Annotated in this window: 18 protein-coding genes and 1 tRNA gene; 12 read left to right on the top strand and 7 right to left on the bottom strand. The window is 68.0% G+C overall.

Annotated elements, in window-relative coordinates; genetic code table 11:
• The first annotated feature begins 43 nt into the window (after positions 1 to 43).
• Both thiO and LMJ29_RS01160 read left to right on the top strand, forming a co-directional pair.
• A complete protein-coding gene (gene thiO, locus LMJ29_RS01155; RefSeq protein ID WP_229603126.1) occupies positions 44 to 1,147 on the top strand; it encodes a glycine oxidase ThiO in 1,104 nt (367 codons plus the stop codon).
• Between the two features lie 25 nt (positions 1,148 to 1,172).
• Positions 1,173 to 1,248, top strand: a tRNA-Thr gene (locus tag LMJ29_RS01160).
• A gap of 73 nt (positions 1,249 to 1,321) precedes the next feature.
• Here LMJ29_RS01160 and nadC read toward each other — a convergent pair.
• On the bottom strand, positions 1,322 to 2,170 hold the full coding sequence (gene nadC / locus LMJ29_RS01165; RefSeq protein ID WP_229603128.1) for a carboxylating nicotinate-nucleotide diphosphorylase: 849 nt from the start codon (positions 2,168 to 2,170) through the stop codon (positions 1,322 to 1,324).
• A 240-nt stretch (positions 2,171 to 2,410) separates the two neighbouring features.
• Here nadC and LMJ29_RS01170 point away from each other — a divergent pair, with 240 nt between their 5' ends.
• The 3 genes from LMJ29_RS01170 to ampE all read left to right on the top strand — a co-directional run bounded on the left by LMJ29_RS01170 (position 2,411) and on the right by ampE (position 6,317).
• Positions 2,411 to 4,867, top strand: a complete 2,457-nt coding sequence (locus LMJ29_RS01170) for a DUF1631 family protein (RefSeq protein WP_229603130.1) — start codon at positions 2,411 to 2,413, stop codon at positions 4,865 to 4,867.
• 65 nt (positions 4,868 to 4,932) lie between these two features.
• Entirely contained in the window at positions 4,933 to 5,493 is a 561-nt protein-coding gene (gene ampD / locus LMJ29_RS01175) for a 1,6-anhydro-N-acetylmuramyl-L-alanine amidase AmpD (RefSeq protein WP_229603131.1), read from the top strand.
• On the top strand, positions 5,490 to 6,317 hold the full coding sequence (gene ampE, locus LMJ29_RS01180; protein WP_229603132.1) for a regulatory signaling modulator protein AmpE: 828 nt from the start codon (positions 5,490 to 5,492) through the stop codon (positions 6,315 to 6,317). The genes ampD and ampE overlap by 4 nt, the downstream gene beginning before the upstream one ends.
• A 2-nt stretch (positions 6,318 to 6,319) precedes the next feature.
• Here the strand turns inward: ampE and LMJ29_RS01185 are convergent, their stop codons facing one another.
• Complete coding sequence (locus tag LMJ29_RS01185) at positions 6,320 to 7,099, bottom strand: TatD family hydrolase (protein WP_229603133.1); 780 nt, start codon at positions 7,097 to 7,099, stop codon at positions 6,320 to 6,322.
• 57 nt (positions 7,100 to 7,156) lie between these two features.
• The gene (locus tag LMJ29_RS01190; protein WP_229603134.1) at positions 7,157 to 8,740 is read right to left on the bottom strand and encodes a peptide chain release factor 3; all 1,584 of its coding nucleotides are present in this window, start codon (positions 8,738 to 8,740) and stop codon (positions 7,157 to 7,159) included.
• A gap of 377 nt (positions 8,741 to 9,117) precedes the next feature.
• Between LMJ29_RS01190 and LMJ29_RS01195 the strand changes: the two genes are divergently transcribed.
• Complete coding sequence (locus tag LMJ29_RS01195) at positions 9,118 to 10,284, top strand: type III PLP-dependent enzyme (RefSeq protein WP_229603136.1); 1,167 nt, start codon at positions 9,118 to 9,120, stop codon at positions 10,282 to 10,284.
• Positions 10,285 to 10,351: 67 nt separating this feature from the next.
• Here the strand turns inward: LMJ29_RS01195 and LMJ29_RS01200 are convergent, their stop codons facing one another.
• A complete protein-coding gene (locus LMJ29_RS01200) occupies positions 10,352 to 11,122 on the bottom strand; it encodes a tetratricopeptide repeat protein (protein WP_229603139.1) in 771 nt (256 codons plus the stop codon).
• An 8-nt stretch (positions 11,123 to 11,130) separates the two neighbouring features.
• Positions 11,131 to 11,811, bottom strand: a complete 681-nt coding sequence (locus LMJ29_RS01205) for a Fe2+-dependent dioxygenase (protein ID WP_229603141.1) — start codon at positions 11,809 to 11,811, stop codon at positions 11,131 to 11,133.
• 183 nt (positions 11,812 to 11,994) lie between these two features.
• On the opposite strand from LMJ29_RS01205, the gene LMJ29_RS01210 reads away from it, so the two are divergent.
• The gene (locus LMJ29_RS01210) at positions 11,995 to 14,262 is read left to right on the top strand and encodes a TonB-dependent receptor (protein ID WP_229603144.1); all 2,268 of its coding nucleotides are present in this window, start codon (positions 11,995 to 11,997) and stop codon (positions 14,260 to 14,262) included.
• 214 nt (positions 14,263 to 14,476) lie between these two features.
• Complete coding sequence (locus LMJ29_RS01215) at positions 14,477 to 16,864, top strand: PepSY domain-containing protein (RefSeq protein ID WP_229603147.1); 2,388 nt, start codon at positions 14,477 to 14,479, stop codon at positions 16,862 to 16,864.
• A gap of 169 nt (positions 16,865 to 17,033) precedes the next feature.
• Here the strand turns inward: LMJ29_RS01215 and xseA are convergent, their stop codons facing one another.
• Together xseA and LMJ29_RS01225 are read right to left on the bottom strand one after the other, a co-directional pair.
• Entirely contained in the window at positions 17,034 to 18,413 is a 1,380-nt protein-coding gene (gene xseA, locus LMJ29_RS01220; RefSeq protein WP_229603150.1) for an exodeoxyribonuclease VII large subunit, read from the bottom strand.
• 43 nt (positions 18,414 to 18,456) lie between these two features.
• Positions 18,457 to 19,347, bottom strand: coding sequence for a LysR family transcriptional regulator (locus tag LMJ29_RS01225; protein ID WP_229603153.1), 891 nt, complete (start codon positions 19,345 to 19,347; stop codon positions 18,457 to 18,459).
• An 87-nt stretch (positions 19,348 to 19,434) separates the two neighbouring features.
• Between LMJ29_RS01225 and LMJ29_RS01230 the strand changes: the two genes are divergently transcribed.
• The 4 genes from LMJ29_RS01230 to LMJ29_RS01245 all read left to right on the top strand — a co-directional run bounded on the left by LMJ29_RS01230 (position 19,435) and on the right by LMJ29_RS01245 (position 21,767).
• On the top strand, positions 19,435 to 19,917 hold the full coding sequence (locus tag LMJ29_RS01230; protein ID WP_229603155.1) for a multidrug/biocide efflux PACE transporter: 483 nt from the start codon (positions 19,435 to 19,437) through the stop codon (positions 19,915 to 19,917).
• A 55-nt stretch (positions 19,918 to 19,972) separates the two neighbouring features.
• Positions 19,973 to 20,521, top strand: a complete 549-nt coding sequence (locus LMJ29_RS01235; RefSeq protein WP_229603156.1) for a sugar ABC transporter ATPase — start codon at positions 19,973 to 19,975, stop codon at positions 20,519 to 20,521.
• An 88-nt stretch (positions 20,522 to 20,609) separates the two neighbouring features.
• Positions 20,610 to 21,191, top strand: a complete 582-nt coding sequence (locus LMJ29_RS01240; RefSeq protein WP_229603158.1) for a DJ-1/PfpI family protein — start codon at positions 20,610 to 20,612, stop codon at positions 21,189 to 21,191.
• Between the two features lie 252 nt (positions 21,192 to 21,443).
• A complete protein-coding gene (locus LMJ29_RS01245; protein ID WP_229603160.1) occupies positions 21,444 to 21,767 on the top strand; it encodes a ribbon-helix-helix domain-containing protein in 324 nt (107 codons plus the stop codon).
• Positions 21,768 to 21,784: the final 17 nt, after the last annotated feature.

Genomic DNA, 21,784 nt, shown 5'->3' on the forward strand with positions numbered 1-21,784 from the left:
CCGCCCGGCGCGGGCCTCCATCCTCAAGTTGGCTGTATTCCTTATGCACAACATCCTCATTATCGGCGCCGGGGCCATCGGTCTGCAGTCGGCGCGGCTGCTGGCCCAGGCCGGCTGCAAGGTCACCCTGCTCGACCAGTCGGCTGTCGGCAGCGAGGCTTCCTGGGCGGGCGGCGGGATCGTTTCGCCGCTGTATCCGTGGCGCTATGGGCCGGCGGTGACCGCGCTGGCGCACTGGTCGCAGGATTTCTATCCGCGGCTGGCTGACAAGCTGATCGAGGAGGGCGGCGTCGATCCCGAGGTGCATGTCACCGGCCTGTACTGGCTGGATCTGGAGGACGAGGCTGAGGCGCTGGCGTGGGCCGCGCGCGAAGGGCGACCGCTGCGTGCGGTGCCGATGGCCGAAGTCGAGTCGGCGGTGCCGGTGCTGCGCCAGGGTTACCGGCACGCGATCCATATGGCCGGCGTTGCCAACGTGCGCAATCCCCGGCTGATCAAGGCGCTCAGGGCCGCGCTCGAGCGCCTGCCGAATGTCGACATCCGCGAGCAGTGTGAGGTATTCGCTTTCCTGCGCGAGGGGGAGCGTATCGTCGGTGTGCGGACCGCCCAAGGCGAACTGTATGCCGATGCCGTGGTGGTGGCGGCGGGCGCTTGGAGCGGCGAACTGCTCAAGACCCTCGGTCTCGAACTGCCGGTGGAGCCGGTCAAGGGACAGATGATCCTGTTCAAATGCGCTGCCAACTTCCTGCCAGCGATGGTCCTGGCGGGCGGCCGTTATGCGATTCCGCGCCGCGATGGCCATATCCTGGTGGGCAGTACCCTGGAGTACGAGGGCTTCGACAAGAGGCCGACCAGCGAGGCATTGGAAAGTCTGCGCGCCTCCGCCATCGAGTTGTTGCCGGCGCTGGCCGAGGCCGAGGTGGTCAAGCACTGGGCCGGTCTGCGCCCGGGCTCCCCGGACGGCATCCCCTTCATTGGTTCCGTCCCCGGGCATGACGGCCTGTGGCTCAACTGCGGGCATTTCCGCAACGGCCTGGTGTTGGCGCCGGCTTCCTGCCAGCTGCTGACCAATCTGTTGTTGGGGCAGGCGCCGATCGTCGACCCGGCGCCCTACGCGCCCGCCTTGCGTCTGCGCCGGGCTCAGTGATAGCCTTCGCGCCACTTTCTGATGTGCCGGTGTAGCTCAGTCGGTAGAGCGGCTCATTCGTAATGAGAAGGTCGAGGGTTCGATTCCTTTCACCGGCACCATTTCTTCAGACAAAACGGCCAGTCGCCCTTCGCGGGGCGACTGGCCGTTTTGCTTTCGCCGCCAGGCGGGTGGTTACAGGCTCAGGCGCATCGACAGGTCGACGGCCTTGACGTCCTTGGTCAGGGTGCCGATGGAGATGTAGTCGACGCCGGTTTCCGCGTAGCTGCGCAGGTTGTCGCGGTTGATCCCGCCGGAGGCTTCCAGCTTGGCGCGGCCGGCGGTGAGGGCGACGGCGGTGCGCATGTCGTCGTGGTCGAGTTCGTCGAGCATGATGATGTCGGCGCCGGCGTCCAGTGCCTGCTGCAACTCCTCGAGACTCTCCACCTCCACCTCCACCGGTCGGCCGGGAGCGATTCGCTGGGCGGCGGCGACGGCCTGGGCGATGCCGCCGCAGGCGGCGATATGGTTTTCCTTGATCAGAAAGGCGTCGTACAGGCCGATGCGGTGGTTGTGGCAGCCACCGCAGGTGACCGCGTATTTTTGCGCCAGGCGCAGGCCGGGCAGGGTCTTGCGGGTGTCGAGCAGCTTCACGGCGGTGCCCTCGACGAGGTCGGCGTATTCGCGGCAGCGGCTGGCCACTCCGGAAAGCAGCTGCAGGAAGTTCAGCGCGCTGCGCTCGCCGCTGAGCAGGGCGCGCGCCGGGCCTTCGAGGGTGAACAGGGTCTGGTCCTGCATGACGCGCTCGCCTTCGGCGACCATCCATTGCACCTGCACGCGCGGATCGAGCTGGCGGAACACCTCGTCGACCCAGGCGGTGCCGCAGATGGTGGCGGCCTCGCGGGTGATCACCCGAGCGCGGGCCACGCGCTCGGCGGGGATCAGCTGGGCGGTGATGTCGCCGCTGCCGACATCCTCGGCAAGCGCGGCGCGCACGTTGGCGGTGATTTCGGCGCCGAGGTCGGCAAGGCGGAGGTTGGGCATGACAGGCTCCCTGTACGTTTTCGGCGGATTATATGCGTTTCGCTGCGGACAGGTTTTTTCGCGGATGGCAAAGAAGCGGATCGCTTCTGTGATCTGCCGCAGGATCCTTGAATCCATCCGCGTTATCGACGAACGGCTCTCCCTATAATCGCGCCGTTGCCTGCCGCCGCCCGAAACGCGGCCCAAGTTCCGGTCAAGAGAGTCGCGCCGCCCCCCGGTTGCCGGCCCAAGGAAAGTGCCATGTCCAGTGGAGCGAAAGTCATTCCGTTGAACGCAGGCGCCGCGATGCGCGCGCCGACAGCGGAGCGTTCCATGCCTGCCGGTCTGCAGCCGCTGCGCGACTCGTCGCGGGACTTTATCAAGCAGGGGCTGCAGCGCGTATTCGATGCAGCGGACGACAGCCTGTTCGAGGCGGGCCAGCGTGTCGCAAGCAGCACGGAGCAGCAGGAGCTGTTTGACGCGATGCGTAGCCTGCGACTCAAGCGCGAGAGCATCGAGAAGGAGTTGCTGGACGGCCTGGACAAGGCGTTTCGCGAGATCGGTTCCAATCACAACCAGGCCGTCATGGACGTCCTGCCCGCCGGTCTGCTTACGCTGGTGAGCCACGACGAGCTAGAGGAGTCGGTGGCGGTCAAGACGATGGTGATGCGTTCGCTCGGCGATAGCGGCACCGAGTTCAATCCGCTGCAGCAGCGTCTGCAGGCGCTGGTCGGCGTGCCGGTGACGGAGGACAACAATCCGCTTTCGGCACGTACCCTGTGCACGCTGATGCTGGGTGCCTTGAGTCCGCTGCAGCTGAAGATCCAGATACGCCTGGTGTTGCTCAAGCTGTTCGAGAAGCACTTGGTCAAGACGCTCGTTGAGCTGTATTCGGCGCTCAACGACCAGATGACGGCGGCTGGGATTCTCCCCGACCTGCAGCTCAAGGCTTCGCGTCCCGCCAGCCGCGAGCGGCCTGTGGCGCCTGCCGTCACCAGCCGGCCGGATGCCGAAGCACCGGTCGAACTCGGCGAACTGCGCGAGCTGCTGGGGCAGGTAAGGACGAATGTCCAGGCGGTTCCTGCCGATGCGCTGCCGGTCACGCAGGGCGACCTCACCCGTCTGCTTTCCATCCTGCAGCGTCAGCCAGCCGCGGCCGGCGGTACCGGCTTGCGCCAGCAGCTGGATGCCCTGCTGGCACGTGCCAGTGCCAACAGTCCTCGTCCGCGGGTGATCGGCCGGCTGGACGAGGAAATGATCACGCTGGTGTCGATGCTGTTCGAGCAGGTGCTGGGCGACGCGACGCTGCCCGAGCCCATGCGCGGTCCGATCGGCGAGTTGCAGGTCCCGCTGCTCAAGGCGGCACTCATCGATCAGAACGTGTTCGCCGAGCAGAGCCATCCCGCCCGGCAGCTGCTCAACGAGGTGACCCTTGCCGCTCGCGACAGCGAAGAGCTGGCGGACATGCAGCGTGACCGTCTGCGCGGCAAGATCGATCAAGTATCGAAAAGGCTGCGCGAGGAATTCACCGACGATCCGTCGGTGTTCGACCGTCTGCTCGAAGACTTCGGCCGCTTCACTGCCAGCGAGCGCAAGCGCGCGGCACTGCTCGAGCAGCGTCTGCTCGAAGCGGAGGAGGCGCGTGCGCTGCGCGAAACGGTGCGACAGCAGGTGGATCGCCTGTTGAGCGAACGCCTGCAGGCGCTGACCTTGCCGGCAGCCATCGTGCAGGGCCTGGAGCGGGGCTGGGGTGCGCTTCTGCAATTGATCCTGCTGCGCGAGGGCGAGGGGGGCGAAGAGTGGGTGCAGGCTGTCGCGACCCTCGACGAACTGCTGGCGCGCATGCAGCCGTTGCGCAACAGGGAGGATGCCCGCCTGTTGGTGGGGCCGCGGCGCAGCGAACTGCTCGACGCCCTGAAGCGCGGGCTCGAGCAGGTTACCTGCGACGCTTTCGAACAGAGGCGTTTCTTCGAGGCGCTGGCCCAGTGGCAGCGCAAGCTGCTTGCCGACTTCCGCGAGGGTGTGAGCGGGCCGGCGATGACGCTCCCGCCGAGCGAAGTGTCCGATGCGCGCGATGCTGTACAGGCTGAAGAGCAGGTTGTCCTCGAGTCTGCCGGGGAGTCGCCGGAGGCCGCCGGCGCCGCCGTTGCCGAGCCGGAGATACCGCTGCTGGAATTCGGCGAAGTGCCAGCCGTTGCGGCGGTCCCGTCGTCCGGGATGGATGGGCAAGGCGACGTCTGGGGGGCGGGCGCGAGCGAGGTATCCCGTGACGAGCAGACGGTTCAAGCGAACGATGCCGTCGAAGCTCGGCCGCCCCTCGTCTCGCCCGCGGGCGTGCAGGTGGGCGAGGCTCCGACTGTCGTCGAGATGCTGAGCGTGAGCGGGGAGGCGACGGTCAGCCAGGCTTCGCCAGAGGCAGAGGTCATCGCGGTCGAAGCATCGCACTGGGCGTTGGTCGACGGCCTGGGCGCGGGTAGCTGGGTCGAGTTCTGCGTCGGGGATGGCAGCCGGCAGCGTTGCAAGATGGCGGCCTTCATCCGTGTCAGCGGCCAGTTCATCTTCGTCAACCGCGCCGGCGCCAAGGTTGCCACCTACGACCGTGACGGTCTGGCTCAGGCCTTCGCCAGTGGTGCCGCCCATCTGATGGACAACGCGCAGCCATTCGATCAGGCGCTGCGGGCGATCATCAGCAACCTGCGCGAGATGCGTACCGCCTGAGGCCGGCGTCGTGCTTGGCGGAGCCTGTGGGCTGCTCTAGAGTGACGGTATTCAAGGAGCCGTCCATGCAGATCGACCCCCTCACCGGCTGGTGCGCCGAGGCGCTGCACAGTCCATCACCCAATTGCAATGCCCGACCGGCCGGCGAAGTGTCGCTGCTGGTCATCCACAACATCAGCCTGCCGCCCGGGCAGTTCGGCACCGGCGAGGTGGCGAACCTGTTCCTCAATCGCCTCGATCCGCAGGCCCACCCGTATTTCGCCGGCATCGCCCATCTGCAGGTGTCGGCGCATTTCCTGATCGCGCGCGACGGCAGCCTGACCCAGTTCGTCTCCTGTGGCGAACGGGCCTGGCATGCCGGGGTGTCCTGCTTCGCCGGACGCGAGCAATGCAACGATTTCTCCCTCGGCATCGAACTGGAGGGCACCGACGAACTGCCCTACAGCGACGCCCAGTACGAGACCCTGGCCGAACTGACCCGCGAGCTGATGCGCGTCTATCCCGCCATCACCCCCGAGCGTATCTGCGGTCACAGTGACATCGCCCCCGCGCGCAAGACCGACCCCGGTCCGGCGTTCGACTGGACGCGTTACCGGGCGGCGCTGCTGGCCGAGGTTTCGGCATGAACTTCCTGGTACTGCTGCTGATCCTCGCCCTGGAGAAGCTCTGCCGCTGGCGGGTGCATCTGCAGCGCGACGGTCTGTTCCGGCGCATTCTGGGCAGGCTCGAACACAGTGCGCGGTTCAAGGAACAGCCCGCCGTACAGCTGCTACTGGTGCTCGGCCTACCGCTGGCGCTGCTCGGCCTGCTGCTCTGGAGTCTGGCGCCGCTGGCCTACGGCTGGTTGCTGCTGCCGCTGCACGTGGGCCTGGTGTTGTGGAGCCTGGGGCGCAGCGACCCGCAGCACAGCCTGGCGCCGTTTCGCACCCGCTGGCAGCGCGGCGATACCGAGGCGGCCTACCTGGAGGCCCAGCGCGATCTCGGCGTGCAGGCCGAGGACGCGCCGGGGCTGCTCAGGCAAGTGCAGGGCTTCCTGCTTTGGCAGGCCTACGAGGGGTTCTTCGCGGTGATCTTCTGGTACGCGCTGGCCGGTCCGCTGCCGGCGGTGGCCTACCGTCTGCTGGCCCTGCTCGGTGAGCATGCCGCGGGCGCGGAGCTGCGCCGCTATGCGGTGCGTCTGCGCCATGTGCTGGACTGGCTGCCGGCGCGCCTGCTGGCGCTCAGCCTGGCGCTGGCCGGCAACTTCGTCAGCGCCAATCGCGTGCTCTGGCCGCGTCTGCTCGACTTCCCGGCCAGCGCCGCCCAGCTGGTGGCCGACGCCGGTCGCGCGGCGGGCGACACGCCGGCCGGCGAGGGCGGTCTGGAGACTCTGGACGAGTTGTGGAGTCTGCTGCAGCGCGCCGGACTGATCTGGTACAGCGCGCTGGCGCTGGGCATCCTGCTGCTCTGAACTCAGCTCCAGCCGAACAGCTCGCAGGCGTTGCGGGTGCTGGCCGCGGCCAGCTCCGCCGGCGTCACGCCGCGCAATTCGGCCAGCACGGCGCAGATTTCCGCCAGATACTCCGGGCTGTTGCGCGCGTTGGCGTGCATGCTCGGCGCCATGTCCGGGGCGTCGGTTTCCAGCACCACGGCCTCCAGTGGCAACTGCGCCACCGTCTTGCGCAGGCGATTGGCCTGCGGCCAGGTGGCTGCGCCGCCCAAGCCCAGCTTGAAACCCAGCTTGAGGTACTCCCGGGCTTCCTCGACGCTGCCGGCGAAGGCGTGCACGATACCGCCGCGCGGCGGGCGGAAGCGCTTGAGGGTGGCGATGGTCGGAGCATGGGCGCGGCGCACGTGCAGCAGCGCCGGCAACTCGAACTCGCAGGCCAGCGCCAGCTGAGCCTCGAACAGCGTCTGCTGACGCTCGCGGTCGAGGTCCGCGACGTACCAGTCCAGGCCGAACTCGCCGAGGGCGCAGAGTTTCTCCTCGCCGGCGAGGCGCTCCAGCCAGCCGCGCAGCTCGACGAGATGCTGCGGGCGGTGTTCCTCCAGATAGACCGGATGCAGGCCGAAGGCGGCGTACAGCTCGTCCTCGCCCTGCACGAGGTCCCACAGGCGCTGCCAGTTGGTCTGGTAGACGCCGAGGACTATCAGCCTCTCCACCCCCAGCGCACGGCTGCGCGCCAGCACCGCGGCGCGGTCGGCGTCGAACTCGGGGAAGTCGAGGTGGGTGTGGGTGTCGATCAGGCGCATGCAACCTCCGGGGATGCCGGAAGTGTAGCGGGCGCCGTGATGGCGCCCGCTGGTGACTCAGTGATGCTCGCGGGTGGCGCGGAACTTGACGTCCGGCCAGCGTTCTTCCATCAGGCCGAGGTTGACGCGGGTCGGCGCCAGGTAGGTGAGGTGGCCGCCGCCGTCGACGGCGAGGTTCTCGTAGGCCTTGTCCTTGAACTCCTTGAGCTTCTTCTCGTCTCCGCACTCGATCCAGCGCGCCGACCAGACGTTGATCGCCTCGTAGGCGCACTCGACCTTGTATTCCTCCTTGAGGCGGCTGGCGACCACGTCGAACTGCAGTACGCCGACCGCGCCGAGGATGATGTCGTTGTTGCGCTCGGGGAAGAACACCTGGGTCGCGCCTTCCTCGGCCAGCTCCTGCAGGCCCTGGCGCAGCTGCTTGGACTTCAGCGGGTCCTTCAGGCGCACGCGGCGGAACAGCTCCGGGGCGAAGTGCGGGATGCCGGTGAAACCGAGCACCTCGCCTTCGCTGAAGGTGTCGCCGATCTGGATGGTGCCGTGGTTGTGCAGGCCGATGATGTCGCCGGCGTAGGCCTCCTCGAGCATCTCGCGCTCGCTGGAGAAGAAGGTCAGCGCGTCGGCGATCTTCAGGTCCTTCTTGATCCGCACGTGGCGCATCTTCATGCCCTTCTCGTACTTGCCCGAGCAAATACGCATAAAGGCGATGCGGTCGCGGTGCTTGGGATCCATGTTCGCCTGGATCTTGAACACGAAGCCGGAGAACTTCTCCTCGGTCGGCTCCACCACGCGCTCGTGGGCGGCGCGCGACAGCGGCTGCGGTGCCCAGTCGACGATGCTGTCGAGCACCTGGTCGACGCCGAAGTTGCCCAGCGCGGTGCCGAAGAACACCGGGGTCATCTGGCCCTTGAGGAAGGCCTCGCGGTCGAACTCGTGACAGGCGCCCTGCACCAGCTCGAGCTGCTCGAGGAAGTCCTCGTACATATCGCCCAGGTGGGCGCGCGCGGCGTCCGAGTCGAGGCCGTCGATGACGATCTGCTCGATGCGCTCGTGGCCGTGGCCCGGCTGGTAGACGATGACCTTGTCTTCGGCCAGGTGGTAGACGCCCTTGAAGTCCTTGTAGCAGCCGATCGGCCAGGTGATCGGCGCTGCCTTGATCTTCAGCACCGCCTCGATCTCGTCGAGCAGTTCGATCGGGTCACGGATGTCGCGGTCGAGCTTGTTGATAAAGCTCACAATAGGAGTATCCCGCAGACGGCAGACTTCCATCAGGGCGATGGTGCGCGGCTCGACGCCTTTACCGCCGTCGAGGACCATCAGCGCCGAGTCCACCGCGGTCAGGGTGCGGTAGGTGTCTTCCGAGAAGTCTTCGTGGCCGGGGGTGTCGAGCAGGTTGATCATGTGCTCGCGGTAGGGGAACTGCATCACCGAGGTGGTGATCGAGATGCCGCGCTGCTTCTCCATCTCCATCCAGTCGGAGGTGGCGTGACGGTCGGACTTGCGCGACTTCACGGTGCCCGCCACGGCGATGGCCTTGCCCATCAGCAGCAGCTTCTCGGTGATGGTGGTCTTGCCCGCATCGGGGTGGGAGATGATGGCGAAGGTGCGGCGCTTCGCGACTTCGGCGGCCTGAATGGTCATCGGAAAGGGAACCCGTCGACGAGTAGTCGGTCTGTCAGAAAAGGCGGCGATTATAGCGGATGCGCCCCCCGGAAAAGCCGCTGGTGATGAAAGGGGCCGCATTGAGGAAATTTTTGGTTGATCTTGCCCCCCCATGGTCCTAAAGTTCGCGCCCGAACGCTCATGCTGGAAACGATCCATCCGGCTCAAGTACTGACGACGAGACAGCAAGGTCAACCCGCCCCCGATCACGAGACGCGGTTGACCTTTTTGCTTTCGGCGACATGCCTTGGGAAGTAGGCGAACCAAAGTGGGGAAACTGATCAGGCGTTCACGGTCCTTGCGGCCACTCCACCACCTTTCCATTTGCCATCCGAATTGCCCTATGGAGCCCAAGCATGTCCATCAAGGTTGAAGACTATTTCGATCGCGACACCTTCAAGAAGATGAAGGCCTTCGCCGACCAGAAAGAAACTCCCTTCGTGATGATCGATCTGCCCACCATCTCGCGTGCCTATGACGAGCTAGGCAACTGCTTCCCGTTCGCCAAGACCTACTACGCGGTCAAGGCCAACCCGGCGGTAGAGATCATCGACCTGCTCAAGGAAAAGGGCTCCAACTTCGACATCGCCTCGATCTACGAGCTGGACAAGGTGCTGGCCCAGGGCGTCAGCGCCGACCGCATCAGCTACGGCAACACCATCAAGAAGGCCCGCGACGTGCGCTACTTCTTCGAGAAGGGCGTGCGCCTGTTCGCCACCGACTCGGAAGCCGACCTGCGCAACATCGCCAAGGCCGCGCCGGGTTCGAAGATCTACGTACGTATCCTCACCGAGGGTTCCGACTCGGCCGACTGGCCGCTGTCGCGCAAGTTCGGCTGCAACCCGGACATGGCCCTCGACCTGCTGATCCTCGCCAAGCAGCTGGGCCTGGTGCCCTACGGCGTGTCCTTCCACGTCGGCAGCCAGCAGCGCGACATCGACGTGTGGGACGCCGCCATCGCCAAGGTCAAGGTGATCTTCGAGCGCCTCAAGGAAGAAGACAACATCACCCTGCAGATGATCAACATGGGTGGCGGCTTCCCGGCCAACTACATCACCAAGACCAACAGCCTGGAAACCTACGCCGAGGAAATCATCCGCTTCCTCAAGGAAGACTTCGGCGACGAGCTGCCGGAAATCATCCTCGAGCCGGGCCGCTCGCTGATCGCCAACGCCGGCATCCTGGTCAGCGAAGTGGTGCTGGTGGCGCGCAAGTCGCGCACCGCCGTGGAGCGCTGGGTGTACACCGACGTGGGCAAGTTCTCCGGCCTGATCGAGACCATGGACGAGTCGATCAAGTACCCGATCTGGACCGAGAAGCGTGGCGAGATGGAAGAGGTGGTGATCGCCGGTCCGACCTGCGACAGCGCCGACATCATGTACGAGAGCTACAAGTACGGCCTGCCGCTCAACCTGGCCAGCGGCGACCGCCTGTACTGGCTGTCCACCGGCGCCTATACCACCAGCTACAGCGCGGTGGAATTCAACGGCTTCCCGCCGCTGAAGGCCTACTTCCTGGGCTGATCCGGTAGCTGATCCGCACGCCAAACGCCGCGACTCGTCGCGGCGTTTGCGTTTCTGCGGGCGGGTTTTACGCCGGCACGCCCTCGGCGGCCTCCAGCTCGGCGCAGCGCTGCGCGTAGGCGGCGGCGATGTCGGCGAGCGGGACGAGGGCGGCGCGCTGCAGCTCCTCGCCGGCCTTGCGCAGGAACTTCAGGTGGCCGAGTTGGAGAGCGGCGAGCAGCCAGTGGCGCGCCTCGTCCAGGCGGCCCAGGCCGAGCAGCACGGTGGCGTAGCTGAACTGGCCGCGGAAGTCGCCGGCCTCGGCCGAGCGCCGGTACCAGACCAGCGCCGTTTGCGCGTCGGCAGGCACCACGCGGCCTTCCTCGTGATAGCGGCCGACCAGGTTCATCGACTTGGCATGGCCCAGCTCGGCGGCGCGCCGGTACCAGGCCAGCGCCCGGGTCTCGTCCGTCGCCAGGCCGCGGCCGGTGGCCAGCAGGTTGGCGTAGTTGTACATGCCCCAGTCGAGGCCGCGCTCGGCGGCCGCGCGGTAGTGGCGGGCGGCGGCCGCCAGGTCGACGGCGCCCCCCCAGCCGTGTTCGAGGCAGCGGCCGAGCATGTTGTCGGCCATGGCGTGGCCGCGGCCGGCGGCGATGGCGAACCAGGTTCGCGCCAGCGCCGGGTCGCGGGCGATGCCGCGGCCGTCGAGCAGCGCCTGGCCGAGCAGGGCCTGGGCTTCCGCCTCGCCGGCCTCGGCGGCGACCAGCAGCCAGCGCGTCACCTGGCGCGGGTCATCGGCGAGGTTGCGGGCCAGCTGTTCGGCGTCGAGGATCTCGCGACGCTGCAGGATATGGCTCATCGACGCACTCAGACTTCGACCCAGCGGCGCAGCAGGTTGTGGTAGTTGCCGGTCAGGCGCACCAGCGCCGGATGCTCGGGCACGTCGCGGGTCAGGCTCTGGATCGCCTGGTCCATCTCGAACAGCAGGGCGCGCTGGGCGTCCTCGCGCACCAGGCTCTGCGTCCAGAAGAACGAGGCGATGCGTGCGCCGCGGGTCACCGGCTCCACCTTGTGGATGCTGGTCGAGGGATAGAGCACCAGGTCGCCGGCCGGCAGCTTGACCCGCTGGCTGCCGTAGGTGTCCTCGATCACCAGCTCGCCGCCGTCGTACTCGTCGGGATCGCTGAAGAACAGCGTCGAGGACAGGTCGGTGCGCACCCGTTCGGCGCTGTTGCGCACCTGGCGCACGGCGTTGTCGACGTGGAAGTCGAAGTGGCCGCCGGCGGTGTAGCAGTTGAACAGCGGCGGGAACACCTTGTTGGGCAGCGCGGCGGACATGAACAGCGGGTGTTGCCACAGGCGCGCCAGCATGGCCTCGCTGATCTCGCGGGCCAGCGGGTCGTCCTCGGCCAGCTGCAGGTTGTGCTTGGCCTTGGCCGACTGATAACCGGCGGTCAGTTTGCCGTCCAGCCAATTGGCTTCGTCCAGCGCCTGGCGAATACGGCGCACTTCGTCGCGAGTGAACACACCGGGGACATGTAGCAGCATGCTGGCCTCCGCAGCCCAATGACAAATACACACTAAATGAAAGTGATTCGCATCCGATGATAGCGGGCGAATGCAAGCGAGGCTAGTGTGCATCCGCCATTACTTTTCTGTTGCTATCAAGAATATTTCTCGTTTAGAGTGCGTGCCATAACAGCACAAACAGACTTTCCGCAGGGGGAAATCATGACGCGCACCATCGAACGGCCGGCCGCAGCGCCGCGTGTACTGGCTTCGGCAATCGGCGCCGTGACGGCGTTTTCCGCAGTGAACTGGGCCCACGCCGAGGAAGGCGAGGCGCTCAAGCTGGATGCGGTGAGCGTGGTCGACGCCCAAGAAGAAGAGAGCTACAAGGCCGAGTCCGCGTCGAAGAAGTACACCGCGCCGCTGCGCGAAACCCCCAAGTCGGTGACCGTGATTCCCCAGCAGGTGATCAAGGACACCGGTGCGTTGACCCTGACCGACGCCCTGCGCACCACCTCGGGCATCACCTTCGGCGCCGGCGAGGGTGGCAACCCGGCCGGCGACCGGCCGATCATCCGCGGCTTCAACGCCGAGAGCGACATCTTCATCGACGGTCTGCGCGACGTCGCCTCGCAGACCCGCGAGATGTTCAACATCGAGCAGGTGGAAGTCAGCAAGGGTCCGGGTTCGGCCTACACCGGCGCCGGCTCCACCGGCGGCAGCCTCAACCTGATCACCAAGACCGCCAAGCGCGACACCTTCCTCGATCTCAGCCAGACCTTCGGTTCCGACCAGACCAACCGCACCACCCTGGACGGCAACTACCAGTTCAGCGACAACGTCGCCGGCCGCCTGAACCTGATGAAGCACGACGCCAACGTCGCCGGCCGCGACGGCGTCGACGTCAGCCGCTGGGGCGTGGCGCCGAGCATCACCTTCGGCTTCGACACCCCGACCCGCGCCACCCTCTCGTACTACCACCTGGAAACCGACGACGTCCCGGACTACGGCCTGCCGCTGACCGACGCCACCACCGCCACTTCGGTGCGCGAGCCGGTGAGCGTCGACAAGAGCAACTTCTACGGCCTGAGCGATCGCGACTATCGCGAGAGCACCACCGACTCCGGTACCTTCAAGCTCGAGCACGATCTCAACGACAGCCTGACCCTGTCCAACACCACCCGCCTGGTGCGCACCACCCTCGACTACATCGTCACCACGCCGAACGACTCGCGTACCGGCAACCTGTCGCAGGGCCTGGTGTCGCGTTCGCCGAAGAGCCGCAACTCCACTTCCGAAGGCTGGATCAACCAGACCGACCTGAAGGCGCTGTTCAATACCGGCAGCATCGAGCACACCCTGGTGACCGGCGTGGAAGCCAGCCGCGAAGAGGTGCACAACCGCGCCTACTTCATCACCCAGGGCACCTCGGGCACCACCTGCTCCGCCGCCCACGTGGCCACCGGCGACTGCACCAGCCTGGCCAATCCGGCCTACAACGGCAGCTGGACCGGCACCGTGGTCGACAGCAACGCCTTCACCGACACCGATACCGACAGCCTGTCCGCCTACGTCTTCGACACCCTCAAGTTCAACGAGCAGTGGTCGCTGAACGCCGGCGTGCGCTACGACGACTTCGAGACCGAGGCCAGCGGCCTGACCGTCGCCAGCGGCACCAATAACGTCAACGGCGTGACCGACCTGGAGAACAAGAGCCACTTCTGGAACTACCAGCTGGGTCTGGTGTTCAACCCGCTGCCCAACGGCAGCGTCTACGCCGCCTGGTCGACCTCCAGCAACCCGGTCGGCGAGACCTCCGGCGAGGGCGGCAGCAACGTCGCCGTGGCCACCGAGAGCCTCGAGCCGGAGCGCAACCGCAACTACGAAATCGGCACCAAGTGGGACTTCTTCGACGCGCGCCTGGGCCTGAACGCCGCCATCTTCCGCACCGAGAAGACCAACGCCCGCGTGCTCGAGGCCGACGGCACCACCAGCAACATCGGCGAGACCCGCGTCGACGGCTTCGAGGTGGGCGTCAGCGGCCAGATCACGCCGAAGTGGAACGCCTTCGCCAGCTACACCTACCTCGACGGCGAAGTGGTCGACAGCGGCCGCGTGGACGTCGACGCGCGCCCGGGCAACGCCAACGTCAACAACGTGGTCGGCGGCGCCAATGGCAACGACATTCCGAGCACCCCGGAGAACAGCTTCAGCCTCTGGACCACCTACATGTTGACCCCGAACCTGACCATCGGTGGTGGCGCCAACTACGTGGACTCGCGCTTCGGCGACGTCACCAACACCATCGAGGTGCCGTCCTACTGGCGCTACGACGCCATGGCGGCCTACAAGGTCAGCAAGAACCTCGACCTGCAGCTCAACGTGCAGAACCTGACCGACGAGCGCTACTTCGACCAGGTCTACTCCAACCACATGGCCCACGTGGCGCCGGGGCGCACCGCGCTGCTCAGCACCAACTTCCACTTCTAAGCGAAGTGCGCCGACTAGGGCCGCCTGCGGGCGGCCTTTGTCTGTCCGCCGCCGGCGTGTCGGCGGCGGGTAAAGGTTGGGTAAAACCGGTTTGTTGCAAATGTTTCTCGAATAAAATCGTTTCGCACCGCCGGGACGGCGGTGCGATGCGGTTGTCGACCGCATCCCAATCCAATTGCGCCGCAGTTGCGGCATAGCGAGCAGGTGATCCCAGGTGGTCAAGAAAATCCTCTTCCAGCTGCACTGGCTGCTGGGCATCAGCGCCGGGCTGGTGCTGGCGCTGATGGGCGTGACCGGCGCCAGCCTGTCCTACCAGGACGAGCTGCTGCGCCTGGTCAATCCCGGGGTGATGAGCGTCGAGCCGGCGGTCGGCGCCCGGCCGCTGAGTCCGGATGCGCTGGTGGTGCGTATCGGCGAGCAGTTGCCCGAACGCCAGGTGCTCGGCCTGAGCTTCTCGGCCGACGCGCTGGAGGCGGTCAAGGTCAACGTCAGCGGCGGCGGGCCGCGCGGCGAGAACCTCTACGCCGATCCCTACAATGGCGAGGTGCTCGGTGCGGCGCGCGGCGCCGACTTCTTCCAGTTCATGATGCAGCTGCACCGCTGGCTGGCCATCGGCGACGCCGGCAAGCCGATCACCGGCGCGGCGACCCTGGCGCTGGTGTTCCTCTGCCTGTCCGGCCTGTACCTGCGCTGGCCGCGCAAGGCCGGCAACTGGCGCGCCTGGCTGACCCTCGACTGGCGGCGCACGGGACGCGGCTTCCTCTGGGACCTGCACGCGGTGGCCGGCACCTGGGTGCTGCTCGCCTATCTGCTGGCGGCGCTGACCGGGCTGTACTGGTCCTACGACTGGTACCGCGAAGGCGTGCACGCCCTGGCCGGCGAGCCGGCGCCGCAGAAGGGCGGACCGGGCGGACGGCGCGGACCGCCGCCGCAGAGGCAGGCACAGGCCGAGGCGCCGCGCGCGCCGGTGAGCATCGACCATCTGTGGACGGCCTTCCGCCAGGAGGTCCGCGACGACTACCGGCTGGCCAACCTGCGCCTGCCCGAGCGAGCCGGCCAGCCCCTGCAGGTGATGTACCTGCCGGAGGCCGCCGAGCATTCGCGCGCCTTCAACCGCGTGAGCCTGGAGGCCGCCAGCGGCAAGGTCTTGCAGCACGAGCGCTACGCCGACAAGAGCGGCGTGCAGCAGCTGCTGGCCAGCGTCTACCCGCTGCACACCGGCGACTACTTCGGCCAGCCCGGGCGCATCCTCATGCTGCTGGCCAGCCTGTGCATGCCGCTGTTCTTCATTACCGGCTGGCAGCTCTACCTGGATCGGCGTCGTTCGCGCCGCGCCGCCCGCGCCGGGCGCCTGGCCTTGACCGGGCAGGACGGCAGCGGCCGGCCCTGGCTGATCGGCTTCGCCAGTCAGAACGGCTTCGCCGAGCGGCTGGCCTGGCAGACCGCCGGCCAGCTGCAGGCCGCCGGCGCCGTCGTGCAGGTGCGCTCGCTGGCCCAGCTCGACGCGCAGGCGCTGCGCGGTGCCGAGCGCGCGCTGTTCGTGGTCAGCACCTTCGGCGACGGCGAGGCGCCGGACAGCGCGCGCGGCTTCGTGCGCCGCGTGCTGGCCGGCGAGTTCGACCTGCGCCATCTCGAATACGCCCTGCTCGGTCTGGGCGATCGTCAGTACCAGCGCTTCTGCGGTTTTGGCCGCCAGTTGCACGACTGGCTGCAAGGCCAGGGCGCGCGCAGTCTGTTCTCCCCGGTGGAGGTGGACAACGGCGACCACTCGGCGCTGCAGCGCTGGCGCGTCCTGCTCGGCGAGCTGACCGGCCACGCGCCGCAGCACGAGGCCGAGTCCGCCGGCCAGGACGGCTTCGCCGCCTGGACGCTGCGCGACAAGCAGTGCCTCAACCCCACCAGCAGCGCCGCGCCGGTCTGGCGTCTGGCCTTCGACGTGCCGGCCGGGCAGCGCTGGGAAGCCGGCGACCTGGTGGACATCCTGCCGCCGCAGGCGGGTGCGCAACCGCGCAGCTACTCGATCGCCTCGCTAGCCGAGGACGGCGTGCTGGAAATCATCGTGCGCCTGCACCGGCAGGCCGACGGCAGCCTGGGGCTGTGTTCCGGCTGGCTGTGCGATGAGCTGGCCGAGGGCACCACGGCATCGCTGCGCCTGCGCCGCAACGCCGGCTTCCAGCTGGCGGACGACGACCGGCCGCTGCTGCTGATCGGCAACGGCACCGGCCTGGCCAGTCTGCGCAGCCTGCTGCGCGAGCGCGCCCGACGTGGCCAGCCGCGCAACTGGCTGCTGTTCGGCGAGCGCTCCGCCGCCCACGACTTCCTGTGCCGCGACGAGCTGCTGGCCTGGCAGGCCGGCGGCCATCTGCAGCGCCTCGACCTGGCGTTCTCCCGCGACCAGGCCGAGAAGGTCTACGTGCAGGACCGTCTGCGCGCGGCGGCCGACGAGCTGCGCGCCTGGCTGGACGCCGGCGCCGCCATCTACGTGTGCGGCAGCCTCAAGGGCATGGGCGAGGGGGTCGAGGCCGTGCTGCGCGAGCTGCTCGGTACGGCGGCGCTGGACGAGCTGCAGGAAGCCGGGCGCTACCGGCGCGATCTGTACTGAAGCTTGGTGTGTTGGGCGACCGCCGATGGCCTAACCCAACCTACCGGAAGCTTGGAGGGGCGTAGGGTGGGTGAGGCCATCGGCCGTAACCCACCACCCGCCGGCAGGCCGGCAGTCGCGATGCCTGGCGGCATCGACGGTGGGTTACGCCGCAAGCGGCTAACCCTCCCTACAACGGCAGCTCCAGCGTGCCCGGCTCTTGTGCCTGCTCCTCGACACGCAGCGCCAGCTCCCCCTCATGTAGCTTCGCGGTCAGCCGCTGGCCCGGCGCGGTGTCGGCGGCGCGACTCACGGCGTGGCCGCGCTGGTCGAGGAGAATGCTGTAGCCACGGCCGAGGGTGGCCAGCGGGCTGACCACCTGCAGGGTCTGGGCGATGGCCTCGAGCTTCTGGCGGCGCTCGCGCAGGCCGCCGTGCATGGCGCGCGGCAGGCGCTCGGCGAGGTGCTCGATACGCTGGCGCAGCAACGCGAGCAGGCGCTCGGGATGCTGCGCGGCCAAACGGGTGTCCAGGCGCGCCAGGCGCTGGTGATCGCTGCGCAGCTGCTGGTTCATCGCCCGGCGCAGGCGCAGTTCCAGATCGTCGAGGCGCTGGGCCTGCTGGCGCAGGCGCTCGCCGGGATGACGCAGGCGTCGGCGCAGGCCGTCGAGCTGCAGCTGGCGGGCGGCCAGCAGGTGCTGGATGCGCAATTGCAGACGGCGCTGCAGGCCGTCGAGACGGCGCTGCAGGTCGCTGGAGTCGGGGGCGAGCAGTTCGGCGGCGGCCGAGGGCGTCGGCGCGCGCACGTCGGCGACGAAGTCGGCGATGGTCACGTCGGTCTCGTGGCCCACCGCACTGACCACCGGCGTGGTGCAACCAGCGATGGCGCGCGCCACCGCCTCCTCGTTGAAGCACCACAGATCCTCCAGCGAGCCGCCGCCACGGGCGACGATCAACGCATCGAAGCCCTGGCGGTCGGCCAGCTCGATGGCGCGGACGATCTGCGCGGTAGCCTCACGGCCCTGCACCGCGGTGGGCACCAGGGTCAGCTCCACCTGCGGCGCACGACGGCGGAACACGCTGACGATGTCGCGGATCACCGCGCCGCTCGGCGAGCTGACGATGCCGATGCGCCGCGGATGGGCCGGCAGCGCGCGCTTGCGCTCGGTGCTGAACAGTCCCTCGGCGGTCAGCCGCTCCTTGAGCGCCTCGAAGGCCAGGCGCAGCGCGCCGTCGCCGGCCGGCTCCACCGCGTCGAGGATCATCTGGTAGTCGCCGCGGCCTTCGAACAGCGAGACCCTGCCGCGCACCCGCACCGCCAGGCCGTCGCGCAGCGCCTGGCGCACGCGCGCGGCGCTGGAGCGGAACAGCGCGCAGCGCACCTGGGCGGCGGCGTCCTTGAGGGTGAAGTAGACGTGGCCCGAGGAGGGCCGCGCCAGGTTGGAAATCTCGCCCGCGACCCACACCTGCGGGAACACGTCCTCGAGCAGGTGGCGGGCGCGCTGGTTGAGTTGGCTGACGGTCAGCACCTCGCGATCGAGGCCGAGCCGTTGGAACGGGTCTGTGATCATGGCCGGCATGATAAGCCGGCAGCGCGGCGGGAGCGACAGGCGTTCAATCGTCGGCGAGCAGGCGGTCGAGCAGCCAGGCGGCGACCGGCCCCAGTTCGCGCTGGCGCGACCACACCGCGTCCACCGGCACCTGGCGGGGCCAGCCGTCGACAGCCAGTGTCTGCAGGCGACCGTTGCCGTAGTCGGCGACCAGCTGGCGCGGCAGCGCCGCCCAGCCGAAGCCGAGGGCGGCCATTTCCAGCAGCAGCAGATAGTCGGGGGCCGACCAGCAGCGCACGCCGCTATGCCCGTCGCTGCCCGGCAGCTCGCCGGCAGGTGTCGCGTCGGCGGCGACACTGCTCAGGCGCAACGCCCGCCAGCGCGCCAGCGCCTCGTTGCCGATCCGCGGCAGGTGGGCCAGCGGGTGGTCGCGGGCGACGAACAGGCCGAACTCGGCGCTGCGCGCCACGCCGGCGTGGGCGATGTCCGGCGGGTAAGTGGGCTGGGCGGCGAGCAGGCCGAGCTGGGCGCGGCCCTGGCTGACCAGGTCGAGCACGTCGGCGCGCTCGGCGATCAGGCATTCGAACTCCAGATCGGGGAAACGCTGGTCGAGTTCGAGCAGGCGCGCCTCGTACTGGCGCGGCTGGTAGGCGTCGGACAGGGCCAGGGTCAGGCGCGCTTCCTGGCCCTGCGCCAGGCGGGCGGCATGCCGCGTCAGGCGGTCGCCGGCGGCCAGCATCGCTTCGGCATGGGCCAGCAGGCTGGCGCCGGCCTCGGTCAGTTCGAGCCGGCGCGGACCGCGGCGGAACAGTTCGACGCCGAGGTCGATCTCCAGGCGCGCGACCGCCTCGCTGACGGTCGACTGGCTCTTGCCCAGGCGCCGCGCGGCCGCACTGAGCGAGCCGCTGGCGGCCGCGTGGGCGAAGGCCTGGAGGGCTTCGAGGGAGAGATTCATATCGGTTTCACCGATGGCAGCTGGCTTGTTGATGGCTGGATAACCGATGAGGATAGCGGCAGACGTTTTCGATCGCGAGGTCCCTCCATGAGCCCGAATGCCAACTCCCTGCACCGCTCGCTGGGCGAGCGCATCGGCCATGCGCTGGTCTTCGAGCTGCTCGCCCTGCTGATCTGCGCGCCGGCGCTGGCCTTGCTGCTGGGCAAGCCGCTGCTCCAGCTGGGGCTGCTGACCCTGATGTTCTCGCTGGTCGCCATGCTCTGGAACATGCTGTTCAACTGGCTGTTCGACCGCGCCCAAGAGCGCCTCGGCTTCCGCCGCGACCTGTGGGTGCGGCTGTGCCACGCGGCGCTGTTCGAGGCGGGGCTGATCGTCGTGCTGGTGCCGCTGGCGGCCTGGTGGCTGGCGATCGGCCTGCTCGAGGCGCTGCTGCTCGATATCGGCCTGATCCTTTTCTTCCTGCCCTACACCGTGGCGTTCAACTGGAGCTGGGATGCGCTGCGCGAGCGCTGGCTGCGCCGGCAGGCGGGCGCGGCGACGTCCGCCGAGCGGTTCGATTGCCGGGCTTGATTTGCCCGGTCCAGGCCCTAAGCTGCCGGCATTTATCGTCACCGGCCCGCCTTACATGACCGCACAGATCATCCTCGTCCCGCAGATCTCCAGCGTCCCCGCCCACGAGGCGAAGGCGCGCCAGCTGCTCAACTGGCTGGTCAGGCGCGAGATCGTCGCGGCGCTGCCGACCACCTGTGGGCAGGGCGGCAACGGCATGGCCTACGCCATCGCCCCCGGTGCGCGGCGGGTGGCCCTGCATCCCGAGCGGTTGCCGTTCGACCAGCCGCACAACGGCCTGGAGATCGTCACCCGGCGCTGCATCTATACGCCGACTCGCGATTTTCGCGAGGAGGCCGGTTGTCCGCAGTGCCGCCAGGAGATCGGCGAGCCGCTGTTCGAGAGCCTGGAGGAGTGGTGGCCGGGGGAAACCGACAACTTCACCTGCCCCGAATGCGGCTTCGAGGACGACATCAACGGCTTCCTGTTCCTGCAGCCGTGCGGCTTCTCCGACCTGGGCTTTATCTTCAACGGCTGGGCGGAGGCAGGGTTGCGCCAGGACTTCCTCGACGCCTTCGCCGAGCGCCTCGGCTTTGCCGTGCGGCTGGTGCGGGTCTCTCCCTGAGACATGCCCTGTAGTAGGCGGCTGTTACCCGCGCGCCGCGCCATGGTCGATACTGCAGCGATCTTCACCACCTGACAGGGAGAAAACCATGGCTGCGAAGAAGATCCTCATGCTGGTCGGCGACTACGTCGAGGACTACGAAGTGATGGTGCCGTTCCAGGCGCTGTCGATGGTCGGCCATACCGTGCACGCGGTATGTCCGGGCAAGACCGCCGGGCAGAGCGTGCGCACCGCGATCCACGACTTCGAGGGCGACCAGACCTACAGCGAGAAGCCGGGGCACAACTTCGCCCTCAACTTCGACTTCGCCGCGGTGCGCGCTGAGGACTACGACGCCCTGGTGGTGCCGGGCGGCCGCGCCCCCGAGTACCTGCGCCTGAACGGCCAGGTGATCGAGCTGGTGCAGGCCATCGCCCGGGCCGGCAAGCCGATCGCTGCGATCTGCCACGGCGCCCAGCTGCTGGCTGCCGCCGGCGTGCTCAAGGACCGCGAGTGCAGCGCCTATCCGGCCTGCGCGCCGGAGGTCGGCCTGGCCGGCGGCCGCTACGTGGAGATTCCGGTCGACCAGGCGCACACCGACGGCAACCTGGTCAGCGCCCCGGCCTGGCCGGCGCATCCGACCTGGCTGGCGGCCTTCCTCAAGGTGCTCGGCACGCGCATCGAGCTGTGATCGAGAGGGCTCCACGCTTCGGCGTGGAAGCCTTGGATCGGAAGCCCTGAGTCCGTGGCTGAAGGAAAGGGGCGGGCAGCGCCCCGGCCGGAGTGCCCACGCGGCAGCGTGGCAACGATCGTCCGCTAGAAAATCGCAGCGCGAGTTTTCCACCCTGCGGAGGCTGCGCCGCTGGCGGGTAGGGTGGACAACAGCGCCGCCCTGTCCACCATCCCGGCGATGCCGATGCCATATCCAGAGGGGAAAACCGTCATGTGCGAGCTGTACGTCAAGGCCGATCCGATCCTCTACGAATCGCGTTCGCGCTCGCTGCGCATCCGCGGCGTGGTCACCACCCTGCGCCTGGAGAACCAGTTCTGGGACATCCTCCAGGAGATCGCCGAGGTCGACGGCATGACCACCAACCAGCTGATCGCCAAGCTGTACGAGGAGGTCATGGACTACCGCGGCGAGGTGGTCAACTTCGCCTCCTTTCTGCGCGTCAGCTGTACCCGCTACCTGGCCCAGCGCCGCGAACCGGTCGCCGAGTTGAGGCTGGTCGGCGGCCGGCTGCGCGAAGGTGACCAGCCGCGTTGAGCGCAAGCCCCGCGCCG

This window comes from Pseudomonas oryzagri, from assembly GCF_020831405.1.
Lineage (GTDB): Bacteria > Pseudomonadota > Gammaproteobacteria > Pseudomonadales > Pseudomonadaceae > Geopseudomonas > Geopseudomonas oryzagri.